Annotated in this window: 23 protein-coding genes and 1 pseudogene; 20 read left to right on the top strand and 4 right to left on the bottom strand. The window is 35.7% G+C overall.

Going from position 1 to position 20,496, the window contains the following annotated elements; translation table 11 throughout:
* Nucleotides 1-139: 139 nt before the first annotated feature.
* Complete coding sequence (gene metG / locus IWX83_RS02900; protein ID WP_196827500.1) at nt 140-2,197, bottom strand: methionine--tRNA ligase; 2,058 nt, start codon at nt 2,195-2,197, stop codon at nt 140-142.
* A 555-nt stretch (nt 2,198-2,752) separates the two neighbouring features.
* Between metG and IWX83_RS02895 the strand changes: the two genes are divergently transcribed.
* The 13 genes from IWX83_RS02895 (at nt 2,753) to proC (ending at nt 12,213) form a co-directional block, all read left to right on the top strand.
* The gene (locus tag IWX83_RS02895) at nt 2,753-3,064 is read left to right on the top strand and encodes a hypothetical protein (protein ID WP_196827498.1); all 312 of its coding nucleotides are present in this window, start codon (nt 2,753-2,755) and stop codon (nt 3,062-3,064) included.
* A gap of 13 nt (nt 3,065-3,077) precedes the next feature.
* Nucleotides 3,078-3,242: a hypothetical protein gene (locus IWX83_RS02890; protein WP_196827496.1), complete on the top strand. Its 165-nt coding sequence runs from the start codon at nt 3,078-3,080 to the stop codon at nt 3,240-3,242.
* Nucleotides 3,235-3,615 carry a hypothetical protein gene (locus IWX83_RS02885; protein ID WP_231379777.1) on the top strand — a complete coding sequence of 127 codons (381 nt, stop codon included), beginning with the start codon at nt 3,235-3,237 and terminating at the stop codon, nt 3,613-3,615. Before IWX83_RS02890 ends, IWX83_RS02885 begins: the two co-directional genes overlap by 8 nt.
* A gap of 52 nt (nt 3,616-3,667) precedes the next feature.
* Nucleotides 3,668-3,838 (top strand): hypothetical protein, encoded by a 171-nt coding sequence (locus tag IWX83_RS02880; protein WP_196827494.1) that lies wholly within the window; start codon nt 3,668-3,670, stop codon nt 3,836-3,838.
* A gap of 146 nt (nt 3,839-3,984) precedes the next feature.
* Nucleotides 3,985-4,524, top strand: a complete 540-nt coding sequence (locus IWX83_RS02875; protein WP_073352435.1) for a DUF4375 domain-containing protein — start codon at nt 3,985-3,987, stop codon at nt 4,522-4,524.
* 335 nt (nt 4,525-4,859) lie between these two features.
* Entirely contained in the window at nt 4,860-6,131 is a 1,272-nt protein-coding gene (gene serS, locus IWX83_RS02870) for a serine--tRNA ligase (RefSeq protein WP_196827492.1), read from the top strand.
* An 81-nt stretch (nt 6,132-6,212) separates the two neighbouring features.
* On the top strand, nt 6,213-7,991 hold the full coding sequence (locus tag IWX83_RS02865; protein ID WP_196827490.1) for a tetratricopeptide repeat protein: 1,779 nt from the start codon (nt 6,213-6,215) through the stop codon (nt 7,989-7,991).
* A gap of 138 nt (nt 7,992-8,129) precedes the next feature.
* Nucleotides 8,130-8,444, top strand: coding sequence for a DUF4286 family protein (locus tag IWX83_RS02860; protein WP_073352377.1), 315 nt, complete (start codon nt 8,130-8,132; stop codon nt 8,442-8,444).
* 2 nt (nt 8,445-8,446) lie between these two features.
* Nucleotides 8,447-8,629, top strand: coding sequence for a hypothetical protein (locus IWX83_RS02855; RefSeq protein ID WP_073352375.1), 183 nt, complete (start codon nt 8,447-8,449; stop codon nt 8,627-8,629).
* Between the two features lies 1 nt (nt 8,630).
* Nucleotides 8,631-9,110, top strand: a complete 480-nt coding sequence (locus IWX83_RS02850) for a DUF6036 family nucleotidyltransferase (protein WP_196827489.1) — start codon at nt 8,631-8,633, stop codon at nt 9,108-9,110.
* Nucleotides 9,111-9,152: 42 nt separating this feature from the next.
* The gene (gene rsmA, locus IWX83_RS02845; protein WP_073352370.1) at nt 9,153-9,932 is read left to right on the top strand and encodes a 16S rRNA (adenine(1518)-N(6)/adenine(1519)-N(6))-dimethyltransferase RsmA; all 780 of its coding nucleotides are present in this window, start codon (nt 9,153-9,155) and stop codon (nt 9,930-9,932) included.
* Complete coding sequence (gene mgtE, locus IWX83_RS02840) at nt 9,922-11,274, top strand: magnesium transporter (protein WP_073352368.1); 1,353 nt, start codon at nt 9,922-9,924, stop codon at nt 11,272-11,274. The genes rsmA and mgtE overlap by 11 nt, the downstream gene beginning before the upstream one ends.
* Before the next feature lie 162 nt (nt 11,275-11,436).
* A complete protein-coding gene (proC, locus tag IWX83_RS02835) occupies nt 11,437-12,213 on the top strand; it encodes a pyrroline-5-carboxylate reductase (RefSeq protein WP_196827487.1) in 777 nt (258 codons plus the stop codon).
* 253 nt (nt 12,214-12,466) lie between these two features.
* On the opposite strand, the gene IWX83_RS02830 is transcribed toward proC, so the two are convergent.
* Nucleotides 12,467-12,916, bottom strand: a complete 450-nt coding sequence (locus IWX83_RS02830; RefSeq protein ID WP_196827485.1) for a PA2169 family four-helix-bundle protein — start codon at nt 12,914-12,916, stop codon at nt 12,467-12,469.
* A gap of 162 nt (nt 12,917-13,078) precedes the next feature.
* Between IWX83_RS02830 and IWX83_RS02825 the strand changes: the two genes are divergently transcribed.
* From IWX83_RS02825 to IWX83_RS02810, 4 genes are all read left to right on the top strand, one after another.
* Nucleotides 13,079-13,282: a Dabb family protein gene (locus IWX83_RS02825; RefSeq protein WP_196827547.1), complete on the top strand. Its 204-nt coding sequence runs from the start codon at nt 13,079-13,081 to the stop codon at nt 13,280-13,282.
* A gap of 49 nt (nt 13,283-13,331) precedes the next feature.
* Complete coding sequence (locus tag IWX83_RS02820; protein WP_196827483.1) at nt 13,332-13,598, top strand: hypothetical protein; 267 nt, start codon at nt 13,332-13,334, stop codon at nt 13,596-13,598.
* A 3-nt stretch (nt 13,599-13,601) separates the two neighbouring features.
* Entirely contained in the window at nt 13,602-13,928 is a 327-nt protein-coding gene (locus IWX83_RS02815) for a hypothetical protein (RefSeq protein ID WP_084129514.1), read from the top strand.
* A gap of 77 nt (nt 13,929-14,005) precedes the next feature.
* A complete protein-coding gene (locus IWX83_RS02810) occupies nt 14,006-14,422 on the top strand; it encodes a hypothetical protein (protein WP_073352360.1) in 417 nt (138 codons plus the stop codon).
* 72 nt (nt 14,423-14,494) lie between these two features.
* On the opposite strand, the gene nhaA is transcribed toward IWX83_RS02810, so the two are convergent.
* Nucleotides 14,495-15,655, bottom strand: a complete 1,161-nt coding sequence (gene nhaA, locus IWX83_RS02805) for a Na+/H+ antiporter NhaA (protein WP_196827481.1) — start codon at nt 15,653-15,655, stop codon at nt 14,495-14,497.
* 143 nt (nt 15,656-15,798) lie between these two features.
* On the opposite strand from nhaA, the pseudogene IWX83_RS02800 reads away from it, so the two are divergent.
* Nucleotides 15,799-16,737 (top strand): annotated as a pseudogene (locus tag IWX83_RS02800) (2-hydroxyacid dehydrogenase); the annotation flags it as partial.
* Nucleotides 16,738-17,191: 454 nt separating this feature from the next.
* Complete coding sequence (locus IWX83_RS02795) at nt 17,192-17,473, top strand: TM2 domain-containing protein (RefSeq protein ID WP_196827479.1); 282 nt, start codon at nt 17,192-17,194, stop codon at nt 17,471-17,473.
* Nucleotides 17,474-17,627: 154 nt separating this feature from the next.
* Here the strand turns inward: IWX83_RS02795 and IWX83_RS02790 are convergent, their stop codons facing one another.
* The gene (locus IWX83_RS02790) at nt 17,628-19,430 is read right to left on the bottom strand and encodes a lysophospholipid acyltransferase family protein (protein WP_073352359.1); all 1,803 of its coding nucleotides are present in this window, start codon (nt 19,428-19,430) and stop codon (nt 17,628-17,630) included.
* A gap of 202 nt (nt 19,431-19,632) precedes the next feature.
* Between IWX83_RS02790 and IWX83_RS02785 the strand changes: the two genes are divergently transcribed.
* On the top strand, nt 19,633-20,394 hold the full coding sequence (locus tag IWX83_RS02785; RefSeq protein ID WP_196827477.1) for an exodeoxyribonuclease III: 762 nt from the start codon (nt 19,633-19,635) through the stop codon (nt 20,392-20,394).
* Nucleotides 20,395-20,496 lie beyond the last annotated feature (102 nt).

The following is a 20,496-nucleotide window of genomic DNA, read 5'->3' as shown; positions in this document are numbered from 1 at the left end:
ATATTTGTTATGGTTCTTTTTTTAGCTAATATCTTATTTTTTTGTTCAAAAAGTATAAATTTTAATAAAAAATATTTCGAAGAGTTATTTAAGAAAAATTGCCACTAATTTAGTGGCAATTTGTTTACTGTACTCTTTCTTAATTTATTGTCTCCCCATTCGCTGCTTCAGCATCTGGATTTACAAAAACTAATTTTCCTTCTGCATTTGTAGTCATCAAAATCATTCCTTGACTTTCTACGCCGCGTAGGTTTCTTGGTGCCAAGTTCACTAAAACAGTTACTTTTTTTCCAATGATATCTTCTGGTTTAAAGCTCTCTGCAATTCCCGAAACAATCGTGCGAACATCAATTCCAGTATCTACTTTCAAAATCAAAAGCTTGTTGGCTTTTGGCATTTTTTCTGCTTCGATAATCGTACCGACACGCAAATCCATTTTGGCAAAATCATCAAATTGAATCGCTTCTTTTTGTGGTTCGGACACCTTGTTTTCGGCTTTATTCGCTGTTTTTGTAGCTTCCAATTTATCTATTTGTTTTTGGATTTCCTCATCTTCAATTTTGGCAAAAAGTAGTTCTGCTTCTCCTATTTGGTGTCCAGCCGGAATCAAATCTGAAGATTCTGAAATGGTAGCCCAAGACAATGGAGATGCTATTTTTAAAATTCGAGATAATTTTTTAGCGGTAAAAGGCAAGAATGGTTCACAAAGAGAACTCAAGGCAGCAGCAATTTGTAACGCTACATACATTTGTGTTTGCACGCGCTCTGGATTATCTTTAATCACTTTCCAAGGCTCTTCATCGGCTAAATATTTATTTCCTAAACGCGCCACATTCATCAATTCACTCAACGCTTCACGGAATCTGTATCGTTCAAGCGAACTCGAAATCACCGCTGGATAAGCCTTCAATTCTGTTAAAGTCGCTTCATCCACTTCTGAAAGTTCGTTTGGTTGAGGTACAACGCCATTGTAATATTTATTGGTCAAGACCACCACACGATTAATGAAATTTCCGTAAATAGCTACCAATTCATTGTTGTTTCTCGCTTGAAAATCTTTCCAAGTAAAGTCATTATCTTTTGTTTCCGGTGCATTCGATGTCAGTGCATAACGCAAAACATCTTGCTGGTTTGGGAAATCTTCTAAATATTCGTGCAACCAAACCGCCCAGTTTTTAGACGTAGAAAGTTTGTTTCCTTCCAAATTCAAGAACTCATTTGCAGGAACATTATCCGGTAAAATATAGCTTCCTTCGGCTTTTAGCATCGCAGGGAAAATGATGCAGTGAAAAACAATATTGTCTTTTCCTATAAAGTGAACCAGCTTGGTATCTTGATCTTTCCAGTACGGTTCCCAATCTTTTCCTTCGCGCAAAGCCCATTCTTTCGTAGATGAAATATAGCCAATTGGCGCATCAAACCACACGTATAATTTCTTTCCTTCAGCGCCTTCGACCGGGACATCAATTCCCCAATCGAGGTCACGAGTTACCGCGCGAGGTTCTAGTCCGCCATCAATCCACGATTTTACTTGTCCGTAAACATTGGGTTTCCAGTCATTTTTATGTCCAACAAGAATCCATTCTTTCAAGAAATCTTCATAACGATCCAAAGGTAAAAACCAGTGTTTCGTTGATTTCATGATCGGAGTTTCTCCCGTAATAGTCGATTTTGGATTAATCAAATCAGTAGCATTCAGCGTCGAACCGCATTTTTCGCATTGATCCCCGTAGGCTTCTTCGTTACCACATTTTGGGCAAGTACCAATTACAAAACGATCCGCCAAAAACTGATTGGCTTTCGCATCGTATAATTGCTCCGTTACTTGTTCGATAAAATCGCCTTTTTCATATAAAGTCCTAAAAAATTCCGAAGCCGTATCATGATGAATTTTAGCTGAAGTTCGAGAGTAATTATCAAAAGAAATATCAAAGTCAATAAATGATTTGCGGATGATTCCATCATATTTATCGATAACTTCCTGTGACGTAATGCCTTCTTTTTTGGCTTTCATTGATATGGCAACACCGTGTTCGTCGCTTCCGCACACAAACAAAACGTCTCTACCTTGCAATCGCAAGTAACGGGAATAAATATCCGAAGGTACGTAAACCCCCGCCAAATGGCCAATGTGAATGGGTCCGTTCGTGTAAGGCAATGCCGCTGTAATGGTATATCTTTTTGGATTCTGTGTCATAAAATTATTTTTAGATTCTGAAATTAATTCAGAACGAGGTGCAAAAATAAGGAATTATTTATTGTCATTTTTATTGAGGCCGAAGGATTAGTAGCTATTTCCCGCTCTCCGCTGTATCTATTGTGCCGAACCCCGGCACAATAGGATGTCGCTTTGATCCGGGCTAGGGCATTTCGAATTTACATTGTACTTTTTAATTAATTCCTTCTTTCGCTTTTAGAAGGAATCTCAACACTATTGATTTAGTAGCTAACAAGGAGGCGCTCTCTGCATGACAAATTAGATTGGAAAAATTAGATGGAAACTTCAATATGTAAATTGTAACAAAACAAACCAATTTTAAGTTAACCTTTATACTCTACGATAGCAGTTTTAAAAATGTTCAGCCCCAATTATTAGACTCTCGAAACAGATAATTTCGTTAACTTTGAATCAAAGTATTAAATGAATTATACTGCCTCATGGTCCATCTATAGGATCTATGTAAAAATTCTGTTCTAAATAATTTGGCTATCAGATAAACTGGGTTAAAAGTTAACTAAGAGTAAAACTTCAATGAATAAATCATATATAAAGTGTTCAGAATGTGGCACAGTAAATTACAATAACGAGTATTGTAGCAATTGTAAGGCTCTACTAGATGTCGTTTTAAAACGTAAACTTGAAAGTGAAAGTAAACTTCAAAAAAAAATTGAGCAACAAAAAAATACAAAACCAAATAAAGTGGAGGCATTTTTAAAAAATGGTTTAGAACATTCGAACCTTGTAATTCGATTTTTTTTTAAAACAGGTTATGCCATTTGGCTTTTCTTTGCAGTTCTAGTGGGAGGTATTATTGCCTTGGTTACAGCCGCAGCCGCTGGTTAAAATATAAATCGAAATGAAAGTATCCAAACAAAATCAGCATTGCTCTTTCTCAGAAAGAGCTACAAAAAATAAAAAAGTTATAATTAGAAAAATAGCTCAAGCGTTTAGTTCTTCTTGGACTATTGGTGCGATTTTAGCAGTAATCTCCGCTTGGACAGCTGGCATTTTGTATGTTTAGAGTAGTGATTTACATAGGTATGTTTGTAACCGCTTTGGCAATCTATGTCTTGCAGCGGTTCAGCTTGCCATTGCCATCAGTAATCAATAATTATGCGAATGATTTGTTTTGTCTTCCACTGTTGTTAGGTGCGATGGAATTTACAATTCGCCATTTAAAAAAAGATAAAGATTTTAAATTTCCATTAGGCTTTGTTATTCTTTTAGCGAGTTATTACTCTTTTTATTTCGAATATTATCTTCCAAGTTTCAATCAGAGATATACAGCAGATTGGGCAGACGTAATTTTATATTTTCTAGGTGGATTACTATTCTATTTCAGTGAAAATAAGAAAGGCGTAAAGCTTTCAGGAAAAGGTTTACAGGATATTTAAAATAAAATCTTCGATTATGCATTTTAAAAGAAAATAAATCAAATCAAAAACCATGGCAAAAGGACCCGAAAAAAATACTAAAAATAAAGCTTTGCATACTAAATTGCTAAATCGAAAAAAGGCTAAACTTCAAGAAGAAAAAAAAGAAAAAGCCTTGCGCTTGAAAACTTTGGTTACTAAAATGAATCAGCAAAAAAATAGTGACGAATCTGATGCCGGATAAATTTGAAAAGAATCTGTGCTAATTTGTGAAATTTGCTATTAAAAAATAATCTCTTAAAACACGACTCCAAAAAAAATCCGTTTTAATCCGTGTAATCTGTGGCAAAAAAAACGAAATTTGCCGCCAAACTCCTTAAACACAAATCCATGGAATTCGGTAGAATCATAATTTCAGAAACCGCAGCAAATAGCGAAAACCCACAAGACATAATCAACTCTAATATTTCGGTAATCAACCTGATGCGTGAGGAAAAAATTGATGATGATTTGATTCACGAAGATGCCTTAATGAGTTATTATCTGGATTATTACACCTCGCAATGTACCGAAGGGAATTTTGCTCAATTTGTCCATAATTCAGGTTGGGACAAGGAGCTCAACGAACTTATTGAAGAAGGTTTACAAATATTGGGCGCCGAAAAACATTTAGAATTGTTTCAACAACAGTCCAAAAAAGTAAAACTAATGAGTAGCGTAAAATTGAGTAAGTTCTTGAAAGGAAAGCTCGAGGGCGTAAACCCAATTCGTGATTTGCTCAATACCGATACTTTTTTCGAACTAGAAGAAAATCTAGTAAACTTGAATGCTGATTTCTTAAAATCCCATCCCGATCTCGAAGTGCTTTCGGTGGATGATATGTTTGCTGTTTTGGAAGAATTTGTGGGACACGAGATAAAAAGAGAGTAAGTTGCTTGGGTAGAGCTATTTCGCAGAGGCACACAAAGAAAAAAACAGAGAGACTCGCAAAGATTATAAAGGCAAACTATCTTGTTCTTTTGTTAAACTTCGTGAATCTCTTCTTCCTTCTTACGGCTCTTTGCGAAATAGATTTTTCATAAGTCGCTTAAAAAATTTTAAAGTTAAACTTCGTGAATCTCTGTGTCTGCTTTGTGCATCTTTGTGAAATAGTTTTTTACAGACTCAGTAAATCGTTTTTCCTCATAACTTTCCCACGTAAGTCCCAAACATTTCCTTAAATTTGCTTCCATTATTATACAAGTTAGCCCAAAAAAAATCAAGCTATGTTACAAATCGCATTTATTAGAGAGAATCAAGAAAAAGTAATCAATGCTCTGGCAAAAAGAAATATGGATGCCAAAAGTATTGTTGAAGAAGTGGTACAACTGGATGAAAAACGCCGCGCAACACAAGTGGAGCTAGACGGAATTCTATCCGAATCTAATAAATTATCCAAAGATATTGGCGAATTGATGAAAAGCGGAGAGAAATCAAAAGCAGCTATTCTAAAAGAAAAAACCGTTTTAAACAAAGAGAAAAGTAAAAAATTAGCTGAAAATGCAGATGTACTTGCAGCATCACTTTTAGAAAAATTATATACGTTACCCAATCTTCCTGCGGATATCGTTCCTGTTGGAAAAACTCCCGAGGAAAACTTAAACGTTTTTGAAGAAGGTGAAATCCCGGTTTTGCACGAAGGAGCGCAACCACATTGGGAATTGGTAAAAAAATACGACATCATCGATTTTGAGCTTGGAGTAAAAATCACGGGTGCAGGATTTCCGGTGTATAAAGGAAAAGGAGCCAAATTACAACGGGCTTTAATCAATTATTTCTTGGATAAAAATACCGCTGCAGGTTACAATGAAGTTCAGGTGCCACACATGGTAAACGAAGCATCTGCTTATGGAACGGGACAATTGCCCGACAAAGAAGGGCAAATGTACCATGACAAAACAGATGATTTATATTTAATTCCAACGGCTGAGGTTCCCGTAACCAATTTATTTCGTGATGTAATTTTGAACGAAAATGAATTACCGGTTTTAACCACGGCTTACACGCCATGTTTCCGTCGTGAAGCAGGTTCTTATGGAGCGCATGTCCGCGGATTAAACCGTTTGCATCAATTTGACAAAGTGGAAATCGTTCGAGTGGAACATCCTGATAAATCATACGAAGCGCTTGACGGAATGGTAGAACATGTGAAAAGCATTTTGCAAGAGCTAAAATTACCTTACCGAATATTGCGTCTTTGTGGTGGCGATATGGGATTCACATCGGCTTTGACGTATGATTTCGAAGTGTTTTCAACGGCGCAAGACCGTTGGTTAGAGATTAGTTCGGTTTCTAATTTTGAAACTTTTCAAGCGAATCGTTTGAAATTGCGTTTCAAAGACAAGGACGGAAAAAACCAATTGGCACACACTTTAAACGGAAGTGCATTGGCTTTGCCAAGAGTTTTGGCCGGAATTTTAGAAAACTACCAAACTCCAGAAGGAATTGTAATTCCTGAGGTTTTACGTTCGTACTGTGGGTTTGATATTATAAATTAGTGGTCAGTGATCGGTGTTCAGTTAGTTTTTGGACAATGTACCGTTTAGCAAACTGAACACTGAATACTGAACACTTTCAAGATGAAAAATATTTTTCTACATATCGCGCTGTTTTTTTCATTGGTTTGTTTTTCGCAAAACGAGCAATTAGCACAGTATTATTATGACAAAGGCGATTTTGAAAAAGCAAAAATCAGCTACGAAGAACTGCTGAAAGAGATTCCTCAAAACTCTCAGTATTTCCTTAGAACAATTGATTGTGCGCAACAATTACTACAATTTGAAAGTGCCGAAAAAGCCATTCAACAGCGACTGGAGAAATACCAGCAGGGAAATCTTCTGGTGGAATTAGGGTATAATTTCCAGCTGCAAAAAAAGGATGACACAGCTAAAATATACTACGAGCAGGCAGTAGAACGAATTAAAAAAAATCCAAATGAAGTCTACGGAATTGCTAACGCTTTTGAGCGAAAAGTGTTACTCGATTATGCGCTGAAATCCTATCAAACCGCTTCAGAATCGGATCAGAATTTTAATTTCAATTATCAAATAGGGTTGCTTTACGGTCAAATGGCTAATATGGAAATGATGATTGCTACCTTTTTGGACGAAGCGTTTACGAATCCTCAAAACTCTATCAGAATCCAAAATCAGCTGGTTCGCTTTATGGTTGACGAAGGAGATGCAAATTTCAATGAACTCTTACGTAAGGCATTAATCCTAAGAACCCAGAAAAATCAAGATATTTTTTGGAACCATTATTTGAGTTGGTTTTATGTACAGCAAAAAGAGTTCGAAAAAGCATTTATTCAAGAGAAAGCCATTTACAAACGCAACTCAGAATCACTTGCTAATATTGTGAATTTAGGGCAACTGGCTATTGAAGAGGAAAATGAGGCAGCGGCTAAGGAAATACTTGGTTTTGTATTGGAAAACACCCAAGATTTAGAATTACTTATCCAAGCCAATTCGTATTTGATTGAAATGAAAATAGAAAAAGCAGCGGATAATGAATTGGTTATCATCGGCAAAGAATTAGAGGATTTGTTGAAACAATTTGAAATAAGTCCTTTTACCTTATCTTTGCAGCTAATTCAGGCTCATTTCACGGCTTTTAAGTTAAAAAAACCAGAGGAAGCAAAAGCAATTGTCAAGAGCGCATTGGAGTTGCAACTGAATGATTACGAAGTGGCTAATGCCAAAATGGAACTCGCAGATATTTTGCTGTACGAAGAGAAATTCAATCAGGCATTGATCTATTATTCACAGATTGAATTGGATTTGAAGAACGATGTCATGGCGCATGAAGCCAGTCTGAAAGCAGCCAAAACGAGTTATTTTAAAACCGATTTCGTTTGGGCATTGAAACAGTTCAAGGAATTAAAATCGGCAAATACGCAATTGATTGCTAATGATGCCTTAGAGTATTTTCTGTTAATCAATGACAATACCGTTGCGGATTCGACACAAACCGCTTTGAAACAGTTTGCTAAAGGAGATTACCTGTTGTTTCAAAAAAGGAATGAGGAGGCTATAACACAATTTCTAGCCATACTTAGAAATCATAAAGGAGAAGAAATCGAGGCAGTCACCTTGTTGCGATTGGGCAAAATATATAAAAAGAAAGGTGATTTTGCTTTGGCTTTAAGCCAATATCAAACGATTATCGACCAACATAGCGACGGAATTTACATAGACGAAGCTTTGTATTTTGCAGCAGAAATTTATAACAAGCAAGTGGTGCCAGAGAAAGCGAAACCACTATACGAAAAGATAATTTTCGGTCATGAGGATAGTATTTATTTTGTGGAAGCTAGGAAGAAATTCAGGCAGTTGCGGGGAGATACGATAGCCCCCTAACCCCCGAAGGGGGAATTAAAGGAACACTATAAACAATGAATTTTTGCTATAATTATAGCGAATGGTATATAAATTAATGACATTTTTAACCCTACTTACCCCTAGTAGGATTCCCCCTTGGGGGGTTAGGGGGCTGATATGATACTATACAACGTTACTACAAACATACACGAAAGTGTTCACGATCAATGGATGATCTGGATGCAACACAAGCACATTCCTGAAATTCTGGCTACAGGAAAATTCTCTGCTGCAAGAATGGTTCGGGTTTTAATTGAAGAAGAAATGGGCGGAGTAACCTATTCTGTTCAGTACACCACGGATAGTAAGGAAACTTTGGAGAAATATTATCAGGAAGATGCGCCAGGTTTTCGTGAAGAAGGATTAAAATTATTTGGAGATAAAATGTTGGCGTTTAGAACAGAATTAGAACTGATTGCAGATTATAAATAGCCATGGAAATCCATTTTCAAACCAAAGAGGAAAGCAACAGAAAACAATTGGAGGATTTTTTGAAATTGTCCAAAGCAGAACGTTTTTATCAATTTTTGCGTTTGATGGAGAAGGTTAATCAATTTCCGGTGAAGCATAAAAACGACACAAATTCGAATTTTATTATTCAAATAAAAGCAAGCTGATATGTTTCAAAAATGGGAAGAAAATATTAGTCAATTCATTGCTATTGCCAATAAACATAATGTCAGAATGTTGATGGTTGGCGGAGGAGCAGTAAATTTTCATGGATACCAGCGTCATTCAGCAGCTGTCGATTTTTGGATTGAGACCACGGATGAAAACTTTAAAAAATTAGTGTCCGTTTTTAATGAAATGGGATATGAAATTGATGATTTCCCCGAAAATGTAAAAAAACAAGAACAAAATATATCCGTTAAATTCTCTCCAGTAGACTTAGATTTAGAATTAATCACAAAATTTTCTGTAAATAAAACTTTTGCAGAAGCGTTTGAAAGTAGTGAAGAAGTTCAAGTGAAGGACACTCTCTTTTTAAAATGGAATGTACTGTCATTAGAGGATTTAATAACAAGCAAAATTAAAGCAAACAGGCCTAAGGATTTATTGGATATTCAGCAATTGCGAGAAATAAACAAAAATCAATAAATTAGGGTAATAAAAAATACTGGAAAGTATTCAGCATAAAAAATGGAAAAAGTAAAAGCCAAAAAACACCTCGGACAACATTTCTTAAAAGATGAAAGCATTGCAAAAGATATTGCAGACACCTTGAACTTAGAAGGATATGAGGATGTATTAGAAATAGGTCCCGGAATGGGAGTTTTGACTAAATATTTATTGGATAAACCCGTGAATACCTATGTTATTGAAATCGATGCGGAATCAGTGACATATTTAGATGAAAATTATCCAAAATTAAAGGACCGAATCATTTCTAAAGATTTCTTGCGGTACAATATAAATGAGATATTCGAAGGAAAGCAATTCGCTATCATTGGAAATTTTCCCTATAATATTTCGACTCAAATTGTATTTAGAACTTTGGAATATCGTGATCAGATTCCCGAATTTGCAGGAATGTTCCAGAAAGAAGTAGCGCAACGAATTTGTGAAAAAAAAGGAACAAAAGCGTATGGAATTCTATCGGTTTTGGTTCAAGCCTTTTACGATGCCGAATATTTATTTACGGTAGATGAACATGTTTTTATTCCGCCACCAAAGGTGAAATCGGGAGTTTTACGTTTGCGCAGGAAGAAAGATTATAGTTTGCCATGCGGCGAAAAGTTATTTTTCACTGTAGTCAAAACTGCTTTTCAACAACGACGTAAAACATTACGAAACAGTTTAAAAACCCTAAATTTGTCCGATAGTTTGCGAGAAGACAAAATCTTTGATCTACGTCCAGAACAATTAAATGTAGAAGAGTTCATTGCACTTACCCAAAAAATAGAAGCCGATGGAGTTTAAAATCAGCAAAGTACTAATTCAAGAATTAGAGCAACTTATTCAAAATAAAAACGACGAGCAACTGGGCGTTTTATTGAATGATATGCACCACGCTGATATTGCTGAAATTCTAGATGAGCTTGATTTTAATGAAGCGACCTATATTTTTAAAGTATTAGACAGTGAAAAAACCGCTGAAATTCTTCTAGAATTAGAGGATGATTTACGCGAGAATATATTAAGCAGGCTTTCGCCAAAGGAGATTGCGGAAGAGTTAGACGAGTTGGAAACCAATGATGCAGCCGATATTATTGCCGAGCTTTCGCAAGATTTGAAAGCCGAAGTAATATCAGAACTTCAGGATGTAGAGCATGCCAAAGATATTGTGGATTTGTTGCGTTATGACGAAGATACCGCAGGTGGAATCATGCACAAAGAATTGGTTAAAGTCAATGAAAATTGGAATGTACTTACTTGTGTCAAAGAAATGCGCATTCAGGCCGAAAATATTTCCAGAGTTCATTCTATTTATGTGGTGGATGATGAAGACCGGCTAAAAGGACGTTTGTCTCTCAAGGATTTATTGACTACTTCTTCCAGAACGCCAATTAACGATGTTTATATTAGGAAATTGAACTCGGTAAAAGTAGATACTGAAGATGTTGAGGTGGCGCGAATCATGCAAAAATACGATTTAGAAGCCATTCCTGTGGTAGATGAATTAGGAAGACTAGTAGGCCGAATCACCATTGATGACATTGTAGATGTAATCAAGGACGAGGCCGATGAAGATTACCAGTTGGCAGCAGGTATCTCACAGGACGTAGAAGCGGATGACAGTATATTTGAACATACAAAAGCACGTTTGCCATGGCTGGTTTTGGCTCTTTTGGGGGGATTTATCTCTGTAAAAGTGCTTGGATTATTTGAAGGCGCGATGCTTGAACATGGGAATTTGTTCTTTTTCACGCCCCTTATTGCAGCTATGGCAGGAAATGTTGGGGTGCAATCTTCGGCAATTATTGTGCAGGGTTTGGCAAACAATACGTTAAGCGGATCATTATTTAGTAGATTGGTCAAAGAAGTGTCACTAAGTTTATTAAACGGACTTATTTTGGCTACGATATTATTTTTAGGAAGTCATTTTCTGTTGAATGTTGAAATTATAATCGGAATTATTGTTACCGTAGCATTGATGTCGGTAATTATTATTGCTTCATTAATAGGAACTTTTGTTCCGTTATTGCTGGATAAATTTGGTATTGACCCCGCTTTAGCAACGGGACCGTTCATCACAACGAGTAATGATATTTGCGGAATTTTGATTTATTTTTCGATAGCAAAAATGATTTTAGGGTTTTAAGAGAGAGAATAGAACAAAGAAGAAAGATAATAGAATTTGATAGGGAATTAAACAACAAACTAATACAACTATAACTACACAACCAACACTTTACCCTAACAGAACGCTATCTTTTGGAGAGGTACCGAAGCTTCGGGAGGGGAGAGGAAAACCACAACCAGCATGAAAGTACACATCATTGGCGGAGGAAACTTAGGTGTTTCTATCGCATTAGGACTATCCAAATTTTCACCAGAAAATCAAGTTACTATAACCCGAAGAAACACGTCTAGTATTCTGTATCTTGAAAAATTAGGTGCAACCGTTTCCACTAGTAATATTCATCAGATTCAGGAAGCTGATGTCATTATTTTAACGATAAAACCGTACCAAGTAGATACCGTTTTAGCCGAAATCCTTCCTGTAATCTCCAATAAAATCATCGCTTCGGCAGTGAGCGGCTTGTCCATAGAAAATTTACAAAACAAGATTGGTACGGCTAATAGTGCGATCCGAATCATGCCTAATATTGCGGCACAATTTGGCGCATCAGCCACTTGTATTGCATTCCACGAAAAAGACAAAGAGAAAGCACAAGGCGTAGTTTCCCTTTTTCAGAGTTTAGGAACCGATCCTATTATTGACGAAAAATTAATGGATGCCGCGACTGTTTTGGCAGCCAGTGGAACCGCTTTTGCGTTGCGATACATTCGCGCATCGATGCAAGCCGGTATCGAAATAGGTTTTGACTGGCAGACCGCATTAGCCATTTCAGCACAAACCGTAAAAGGCGCTGCCGAAATGCTACTCGAAGAAAAAGTACATCCAGAACAATTAATTGACCGTGTAACTACGCCACAAGGCTGCACCATTGCTGGTTTGAATGAAATGGAAATGCACGGATTTAGTTCGTCTTTGATACGAGGAATCAAAACGTCTTTGAAACAAATCAAGGGATAAACGTCATTTGGGGTGACCTTCTCCTTAAATTAATATTGACATTTTGTATAAGTTTTTGCTGCTATAATGAGGCAATTTATACAATTCCAAAAAAAGGTCCCGTTGTTTTTTTATAGAAATCGCTTAGCCATTATTCAAGATTCTGAAATTAGATATCTACATTAATGGCTAAGCGATTTTTTACTTGAATTAAATATAACCAGCGAGTTAGTAAAATTAATTTTGACTAATACTTGTTGCTGTAAATAAAAATTTAAGCCATTAGATTGCTTAGTTCTTTTACTTTTTGATAGTTTGCTTTTATTGCTGCGTGTTGTTTATTTATCATCATCAATTGTTCAGCAGATAGATTTTCAGCATTGTTTAATGCCTCATCATAGGTTTCAAGTGCAGCTTCTTCTCCATATTCACATGAATTGATTATCGCCTTTCTGTCGCTACCTGTCATTGCAGATTTAATATCCATCCATACTCTAAACAACTTACCTGATGTAGTTGTTCCTTCAATGGGTGTTCCGCCTAATCTTTTTACTTCTGTAGCAAGATCTGCTTTACATTTCAAACTTGTTTCAGTAAAATGAGAAAATAATGTTTTTAAGTCTGTTTCATCAGCCTCTTTTGAAGCAGTTTCGTACCCTTGAATTCTATCGTTGTTGATTTGGACTAACGAATTTAGTATTTCAATTGATTTTTCAGTGTTCATATTTTTTGTATTTAAGGAGTGAATTAATTTTCACTTACACAAATATCAGGATACTTTACAATAAAACTTTTACACAATTTTTCTAAAATATTGTAATATTGACATGTAACTAAATAACTGATAAACAGATATTAAAATCTAAACCAGTGAGATGGTTAGTTACTGATTAGATGTACTTATGAGTGGGGAGTTAACAACAGTCCTGAAAATTTGAATAACGGTTTGACGCATTGTTTTACTTTAACATTTAATAGTGAAGCTGATAGAGATGCGTATTTAATTCATCCCGATCATAAAGCTTTAGTAGCTCTTTTGAATCCGGCTCCAGATAAAGTGACTGTAGTAGATTATTGGACTACAAAGTAGAAATTAAGTCAGTAGAAAATCTAAATATTAAAAAACAAGAGAATTTGACATGAAAAAAGTAGCAGTAATTCTGATCTTAGTATTTAATCTAAATGTAAATGCTCAAGAAGTAAGTGTTGAAAAATCCATTTTTGGAATCCAAGCCGGTTTTGGAACACGTGTGGGGATTTGGTTGAATAATGAAATGAAGTTGACTAATAGCATTGCTTTGCGAAGTGAAATTGGTCTTGAAAATGATTATACAGTAGGAACTCATTATGAAGGTGCAGGTTTTATTTTGCAACCCATAGTATCCTTAGAACCAAGATATTATTAGAATTTGGAAAAAAGGAACTCCAACGGTAAAAAAATTAATAATAACAGCGGTAATTATGTTTCGGTTAGAACCAGTTATCATCCGGATTGGTTTGTGCTTAATTTAGACGATGCTATAACTAAAACAGCTGATTTAGCAATTGTTCCTACTTGGGGATTAAAACGTCAAATAGGTGCTCATTTTACGTATGAAACCGCTGTAGGAGTCGGATATCGTGTAGTATATGTAAAGGAGAATTCTTTTAATGACAATGCGACAAATGTAGATGAGGACTATAATAGAAACCAATATATAATTCATTTACAGCTATCAATTGGATATGCTTTTTAGAAAAAGTATTTTGAAATTGTAAAAAAAATTAATAATGAAATATTTATCATCATACTAATCAGTTAATCCATTTACTTATGAATCAAGGTACAATTATAGTTAGAATGTCTAAAAGTAGTGGAATTTATAATAAGGCAAATATGTATTCAGTTCGCGTGGCTAATGAAACAGCTTGCGAAATGAACTTCAAAAACAACCGCCGAGAATTTCTTGTTGAGAGCGGAAAGCACTTTATTGAAATTGGCAACGAAGTATCCTGTCAAAAAGAAGAAGTGGTTTTGAGAGCTGGTCAAACTAAGATAGTTACCATAAACCCAAGTTGTACATACCATCTTGGAAGAGGAATCATGATAGGATTAGTGTTGGCAAGTATCGTTATTCAGTTTGCTATACTTCAGAAGTTCACTCCTCTAATGGTGATTCCTTGCGTAGGTTTCTTATTTATCAGGAAAAGTAATTTTGAAAATAGTTTTGGAATAACCCAATCAAGCTAAGGTCAATTGTCACTAAAAAAATGCCTCGTTTACAGTTTTGTAAACGAGGCATTTTTATAAATATAACCGAGGTTATTTAGTTACTTTTTTTCTTGCGGGCCTTAGTACAAACTTTAGCCATATAAAACCAATTGTTCCAGCAATAAAAGAGGCAATTAGAATCGCTATCTTGGAGTAGGTAATGACTTCTTGTCCATCATTTTTAAAAGCCAGTAGCGTAATAAAAATAGACATCGTGAAACCGATACCACCCAACATTCCCGCACCTAAGATGTCGCTCCATTTTAAATCTCTTGGAAGTGTACAAATCCCTAAACTCACAGCAATAAATGAAAATAGCCATATCCCTAATGGTTTTCCTACCACGAGACCTAGAATGATTCCAATTGTGTTGGGATGATTCAATCCTTCGTGCCATTCGCCTCCAATAGCGATGCCTGTATTAGCGATGGCAAATAAAGGAAGAATAAAAAAGGCAACGGGATTATGCAAAAAATGCTGTAATTTATAGGAGGAGGTTTTCTTACCTCCATTACCAAATGGGATCACAAAAGCTAGTAAAACGCCGGTGATCGTGGCATGTACTCCAGAATTTAACATAAAATACCACATTGCGGCACCACCAATCAGATATGGTATGAGATTGTGAACCTTTCTTCTATTGAGAATAAACAGCCCGCCCATGATGGACAAAGCAATAAACAAATTTATGTAGGCAATGGACTCTGTATAAAATATGGCAATGACCATGATGGCACCTAAATCATCTATTACAGCAAGTGCAGTCAGAAATACTTTGAGTGAGGTAGGAACGCGATTCCCTAATAACGATAAAATACCAATAGCAAATGCGATATCAGTTGCCATTGGGATTCCAGCACCATTTTGTGTGATTGTACCAAAATTCAATAGTAAAAAGATACCTGCCGGAATAATCATTCCCCCAAAGGCTCCAAAAAGAGGTAAAGCTGCATTTTTTATACTAGATAATTCCCCTTGATACATCTCTCGCTCTAATTCCAAACCAATCAAAAGAAAGAAGATTGTCATTAAACCATCATTTATCCATTCCGTTACAGAATGGCTGCCTAGTTTGGCTGCCCAAAATGCAATATATTCAGTTTGAATGGATGAGTTAGCTAATAAAAGAGAGACTATTGTGACAGAGAGTAGTAGAAGACCACCAGATTTTTCGCTTTTGAAAAAAGCTTTAAATGTTTTCGTTAATTTCATTACTGAGTTTTCTTTTTTTACAATGATTCGATTTGTAAAAAAAATTGAAGTTGCAAATTTACAAAATTGCACTCTATTTTCCTTTGTTAAAGCAATAAATCGTATTTTTTTTGTTAATTTGAGGGATCAAAAAAAGAACACTTATGGACATCAAAATCCTTCACATAGACAGCAATCATCCCTTACTTTGGAATCAATTGCAGGATTCTGGATTTATAAATCATAGCGATTTTAACTCTTCAAAAGAAGAAATTGAAACTAAAATTCAGGAGTATCAAGGAATTGTTATTCGGAGCCGTTTCAAAATAGACAAAACCTTTTTAGACAAAGCCATTAATTTACAATTTGTAGCGCGAGTAGGAGCTGGATTAGAAAGTATTGATTGTGACTATGCAGCCTCAAAAAACATTACGCTTATCGCTGCGCCAGAAGGAAATCGAAATGCTGTTGCCGAACATACCTTGGGAATGATTTTATCCCTTTTTAATAAATTGAATGAAGCCGATAGCGAGATACGTTCCGGGCACTGGAATCGAGAAAGCAATCGTGGTCATGAATTGGACGGAAAAACCGTGGGGATTATTGGCTATGGAAATATGGGAAAATCTTTTGCTAAAAAACTCCGTGGGTTTGATGTGGAAGTATTGTGTTATGATATTAAGGATAAAGTAGGTGACGTCAATGCAAAACAGGTTTCATTAGCAAAATTTAAGCAAAAAGTAGATGTAGTGAGTTTACACATTCCGTGGACTCCTAAATCCGATAAAATGGTTGACAGCGATTTTATTAATGGATTTTCAAAATCCTTTTGGATTGTCAATACGTCTCGTGGAAAGAATATTGTCACTGCTGATTTAGTTTCGGCTATGAAATCCGATAAAATTCTCGGTGCAGGTTTGGATGTTTTGGAATATGAGAAATTATCTTTCGAAACCCTGTTTACTGATAAAAATACACCGGAAGCTTTTCAATATTTATTGAAAGCCAAGAATGTCATTCTGACACCACATATTGCCGGTTGGACATTCGAGAGCCACGAACGATTAGCGCAAGTCATAGTTGATAAAATAAAAACGAAATATTTTGGTCAAGCCAAAGCTGTTGAACCGGAAAAACGAGTTACAGGAATAGGCGGTTTCTTTTTTAAAGCAGAAGATCCGATGCAGTTGATTGCCTGGTACGCCAAACATTTAGGTTTAAAAACAGATGATTATGGTGCTACTTTTCATTGGAAGGATGCAGTAGGGGAGGATTGTACTACGCAATGGTCGCCTTTTGCCGCAGGTATAAAATATTTTGAACCAAGCGAAAAACAGTTCATGCAAAATTTCAGAGTGGAGAATTTAGAACGCTTGTTGCAAAAATTATCGGATGAAGGTGTAACAATTATAGGTGATGTACAGACTTATGAGTATGGAAAATTTGGCTGGATTTTGGATGTCGAGGGAAATAAAATCGAACTCTGGGAGCCTATTGACGCTACATTTCAATAAATTTCTATTATAACTACCAAAAAATAACCTAAAACCAACTTTTATGGAAAACGCAAAGTTTGAAGCTTGGAATAACCCAACACCAATTCGTAAAGACAATAAAAAACTTCCAGCGGGGATTTTAGCCATACTTTTGGGGCCTTTTGGCATTCATAAATTCCTTTTAGGATACACAACAGAAGGAATTATCTGGTTAGTGATTAGTCTTTTTACTTGTGGTACGGTTACTTATATATTAGGTGTTATCGAAGGAATAATTTACTTGACAAAATCAGATGAGGAATTTTATATTACATATCAACTAAATAAAAAAGCGTGGTTTTAAAGGCTGAAATAAGCGATTTTTAATAGCTATACTTTAATAAATAAGAAGGCCACTACTTTCAAAAAAATCCTGCCATTTATAGGGTTTTGATTTTGAAAGTAGTGGCTTTGTGAGCGTTGTAATCGTGTTGATTTTCAAAAAGTTTTGAAAAAAATCAATCTTCTTTATCAGCTAATTTTCGTTCTAATTCCGCTTGAAATTCCTCCATCACAGGTTTCATGGTACTTTCTGGAATATCAGCAATTCGGATGTACATTAATCCATCAACGGCATTGTTAAACAGTGGATCAACATTAAAAGCAACCACTTTTGCATTTTGTTTGATGTATTTTTTAATCAAAACCGGCAAACGCAAACTTCCTGGTTCGAGTTCATCAATAATTTTATCAAACTTATTTAAATCGGATTCTGCTTCATCAAAAATGAAATCTTTATCGGCATCTTTCAATTTTACTTTGTAGGCTTTCTTTGGGTGAATGTATTGTGCAATATAAGGATCGTAATAATTGGACTTCATGAATTCAATCATCAGCGATTTAGAAAAATCTGAAAATTGATTACTGATACTTACGCCTCCCAATAAAAATTTGTGTTCTGGATATCGTAAAGTCGTGTGCATAATTCCTTTCCAAAGCAAGAAAAGCGGCATTGGTTTCTGTTGGTACTCTTTGATGATAAAAGCTCTTCCCATTTCTATGGATTTGTGCATCATATCATGTAATTCGGGTTCAAATCGGAACAAATCGTTGAGGTAGAATCCATTTATTCCATATTTAGGATAAATTTCTGAACCCAATCCCATTCGATATGCACCAGCAATTTTATTGGCTTCATTGTCCCATAAAAAAAGATGATGGTAATATTGATCGTGCTTGTCTAAATCAATGGATTCATTTGTTCCTTCGCCCACTTCGCGAAAAGTAATTTCTCGTAAACGACCTATTTCATGGAGGATATTTGGAATTGCATGTGCTTCAGCAAGAAACACTTCGTAATTTTTACTTTGTAAAAGTCGACAATCGGTACTTCGTAATACATCTACTTCTTTAGTCATTTTATCTTGACTAGCCCCAGTAACAATAGTCTTTGGACTTTTAGGAATTTTTAAGGTAGGTGTAGGCAAAAAAGGGATTTCTTTCTCGAAAGGATTCGCTAACATGTAGGTTTTCTTTCTTAAAAATTCAGAATATTCCTCTATCGTTGTATGCTCATTTTGTTCACTTACGGAAATAGGTTTGCCAATGCGCACTTTGATCACACGGTGTTTTTGACTAAACACTTCCGAAGGCAGTTTTGCCGTTCTAAATGTTCCGCTTATTTTAGAAAGTAAATAAAATAATCGGCTGTTTTTTGCATGAAAATAAATAGGGACAACAGGAACTTGGGCTTTTCTAATGACTTTTATAGCGCCTTCTTCCCAAGGTTTATCTACCATCAGTTTTCCGTCTTTATAAGTAGAAACTTCTCCGGCTGGAAACATGCCTAGCGGCTTTCCATCACTCAAATGGCGAAACGTTTCTTTTAATCCTACCACACTTGATTTTGTATCTTTGTGATTTTCAAAAGGATTTACAGGCATGATGTATTTCTTGAGCGGGGCAATGCGATGCAAAAGAAAATTAGCTATAATTTTGAAATTTGGTTCTCTTTCCAACATCAATTTCAGTAACAAAACCCCATCAATTCCTCCCAATGGATGATTTGAAATCGTGATATAAGCACCTTCCTTTGGCAAACGTTTTAAATCTTCTTCTGGAATTTCGAATTTTATTTGTAAATCATCTAGTATACCATTCAGGAAATCAACTTCCGTTAAATGCTTATTTCTGTCGTATACTTTGTTTAAAGTGGAGATTTTTAGCACCTTCATCAAGATCCAGCCGGAAAAAGTCCCCAGAACTCCATACTTGTCTGCATTTATTGCTTTTGCAACTTCCTTCGCGGTTACTAAACCCATGTATTTTATCTTTTTTTAGAGCAAGAAACAAAGATAGCAAAAAACTCCATTTTCTCTATTTTTCTCCATCAAACTTCTACTTTTTTGTTACATTTGAAACCCACATACAAACAATATAATTTTTCCGATAAAATAAAAAAGTGGGTTCCTGACAACGGCAGGTAAAAATAATTTTTTCGGAAGAATTTCAAAAAAGTATTCAATGAAAATTATTTCATACAACGTAAACGGAATCAGAGCCGCTATTTCAAAAGGATTTATAGACTGGTTGCAACAAGCAAATCCAGATATTATTTGTCTTCAGGAAATTAAAGCAACCGAAGACCAAATTCCAGTAGACGATATCACAAAAGCTGGATATCCCTACCAATATTACTATTCAGCAACCAAAAAAGGCTATAGCGGCGTGGCTATTCTTTCCAAAATCAAACCCAATAATGTGGTTCACGGAACCGGAATTCAGCACATGGATTTCGAAGGTAGGAACCTTCGTGCTGATTTTGATGGGTTTTCTGTGATGAGTTTGTACTTGCCATCGGGAACTAACATCGATCGATTGGACCATAAATTCACGTTCATGGATGATTTTCAAAACTACATTGACGAACTCAAAAAAGAAATTCCAAACCTAATTATTTGCGGGGATTACAATATTTGCCATGAGGCAATCGATATTCATGATCCTGTCCGCAACAAAAATGTTTCCGGTTTTTTGCCGCAAGAAAGAACTTGGCTTGACGGCTTTATGAAATCTGGATTTGTAGATAGTTTTCGACATTTTAATAGTGAGCCACACCAATATACATGGTGGAGTTACCGCGCTGGAGCCAGAGGAAACAACAAAGGCTGGCGCATTGATTATAACTTAGTTAGTGATTCTTTAAAACATAAATTAAAAAGAGCCGTTATTTTATCAGATGCAGTGCATTCGGATCATTGCCCAATTTTGGTGGAATTAGAGTAACATTTTTAGGAGCTATTTCCCGCTTTACTCTGCAATCTTGTTGTTTTTGGCAGCAAAAACAACAAGGATTTCCGTTTCAATCGGGGCTAGGGGATCCGGATA

Origin of the sequence: Flavobacterium sp. CG_9.1 (genome assembly GCF_015751645.1) — a bacterium.
Lineage (GTDB): Bacteria > Bacteroidota > Bacteroidia > Flavobacteriales > Flavobacteriaceae > Flavobacterium > Flavobacterium xanthum.
This window is presented reverse-complemented; position numbering and strand designations above follow the sequence as displayed.

Excerpts from the sequence above, each read along its gene's own strand:
- IWX83_RS02880 (WP_196827494.1), top strand. The coding sequence starts at position 3,668 with ATGGCAAAAGGACCCGAAAAAAATACTAAAAATAAAGCTTTGCATACT.
- IWX83_RS02890 (WP_196827496.1), top strand. The coding sequence starts at position 3,078 with ATGAAAGTATCCAAACAAAATCAGCATTGCTCTTTCTCAGAAAGAGCT.
- IWX83_RS02810 (WP_073352360.1), top strand. The coding sequence starts at position 14,006 with ATGAATCAAGGTACAATTATAGTTAGAATGTCTAAAAGTAGTGGAATT.
- metG (WP_196827500.1), bottom strand. The coding sequence starts at position 2,197 with ATGACACAGAATCCAAAAAGATATACCATTACAGCGGCATTGCCTTAC.
- serS (WP_196827492.1), top strand. The coding sequence starts at position 4,860 with ATGTTACAAATCGCATTTATTAGAGAGAATCAAGAAAAAGTAATCAAT.
- IWX83_RS02865 (WP_196827490.1), top strand. The coding sequence starts at position 6,213 with ATGAAAAATATTTTTCTACATATCGCGCTGTTTTTTTCATTGGTTTGT.
- IWX83_RS02860 (WP_073352377.1), top strand. The coding sequence starts at position 8,130 with ATGATACTATACAACGTTACTACAAACATACACGAAAGTGTTCACGAT.
- IWX83_RS02855 (WP_073352375.1), top strand. The coding sequence starts at position 8,447 with ATGGAAATCCATTTTCAAACCAAAGAGGAAAGCAACAGAAAACAATTG.
- IWX83_RS02790 (WP_073352359.1), bottom strand. The coding sequence starts at position 19,430 with ATGGGTTTAGTAACCGCGAAGGAAGTTGCAAAAGCAATAAATGCAGAC.
- mgtE (WP_073352368.1), top strand. The coding sequence starts at position 9,922 with ATGGAGTTTAAAATCAGCAAAGTACTAATTCAAGAATTAGAGCAACTT.
- rsmA (WP_073352370.1), top strand. The coding sequence starts at position 9,153 with ATGGAAAAAGTAAAAGCCAAAAAACACCTCGGACAACATTTCTTAAAA.
- IWX83_RS02885 (WP_231379777.1), top strand. The coding sequence starts at position 3,235 with ATGTTTAGAGTAGTGATTTACATAGGTATGTTTGTAACCGCTTTGGCA.
- IWX83_RS02795 (WP_196827479.1), top strand. The coding sequence starts at position 17,192 with ATGGAAAACGCAAAGTTTGAAGCTTGGAATAACCCAACACCAATTCGT.
- IWX83_RS02785 (WP_196827477.1), top strand. The coding sequence starts at position 19,633 with ATGAAAATTATTTCATACAACGTAAACGGAATCAGAGCCGCTATTTCA.
- IWX83_RS02820 (WP_196827483.1), top strand. The coding sequence starts at position 13,332 with ATGAAAAAAGTAGCAGTAATTCTGATCTTAGTATTTAATCTAAATGTA.
- proC (WP_196827487.1), top strand. The coding sequence starts at position 11,437 with ATGAAAGTACACATCATTGGCGGAGGAAACTTAGGTGTTTCTATCGCA.
- IWX83_RS02850 (WP_196827489.1), top strand. The coding sequence starts at position 8,631 with ATGTTTCAAAAATGGGAAGAAAATATTAGTCAATTCATTGCTATTGCC.
- IWX83_RS02830 (WP_196827485.1), bottom strand. The coding sequence starts at position 12,916 with ATGAACACTGAAAAATCAATTGAAATACTAAATTCGTTAGTCCAAATC.
- IWX83_RS02895 (WP_196827498.1), top strand. The coding sequence starts at position 2,753 with ATGAATAAATCATATATAAAGTGTTCAGAATGTGGCACAGTAAATTAC.
- nhaA (WP_196827481.1), bottom strand. The coding sequence starts at position 15,655 with ATGAAATTAACGAAAACATTTAAAGCTTTTTTCAAAAGCGAAAAATCT.
- IWX83_RS02875 (WP_073352435.1), top strand. The coding sequence starts at position 3,985 with ATGGAATTCGGTAGAATCATAATTTCAGAAACCGCAGCAAATAGCGAA.